The organism is Bacillus sp. JJ783, from assembly GCF_036963225.1.
Taxonomy (GTDB): domain Bacteria; phylum Bacillota; class Bacilli; order Bacillales; family Bacillaceae_G; genus Bacillus_A; species Bacillus_A cereus_U.
Genome location: NZ_JBALMG010000090.1, coordinates 1 through 678, shown reverse-complemented (window position 1 = coordinate 678; position 678 = coordinate 1).

Here is a 678-nt window from a genome sequence, read left to right as displayed (position 1 = left end):
GATTTGTTCTTGATACTGATAACAAGCAAGCAAAACAATTATATATAGGTGCCTCTTTTGTTATCATAGTACGATTTCAAATTTTAGGGTTATGCGAATGGAGAATTTTACAGTTAATCATTCAAAGAAGAATTTTTTAGCTAATAAATGCATGGAATAGCTTTGTCCCAATAACAAAAGAAAAAGAGTACATATTTAATATGTACTCTTGAAAAAGGAAGTCTATAAACGTGATGGAATATTATATGTTTGTCGCGTTTAAAAGTTCAAGGAAATCAATAAAATTGTTATTTAGTAATAAATAGAAAGAACACATGTATTCAGCTCATGTTAAAATATGTACTTTCATATGAAGGGTAAGAAGAAAAAATAATTATGAAGCAAATATCATACGCCCTAACTTTATTTGTTAAATATCAAAAAACTATAAGGATGTATTCATGTAAATATTGGTAATGGAGAGGCTGACCAACAAAATCCTTATTTAATATTGAAATGAAAAAACATGTACAAAAATTGTACATGTCTATATAAGACCTATGCCTTATCTCTGTAAATATATGTTTGTTTTATGAAAATGTTGAGTACCTTTGAAAAATAAAGAGTACTTTAAAAGGTACTCAACAACTAATACTGAGGTGACTATGATATATTATATGTACGTTTCCAATGAATGAG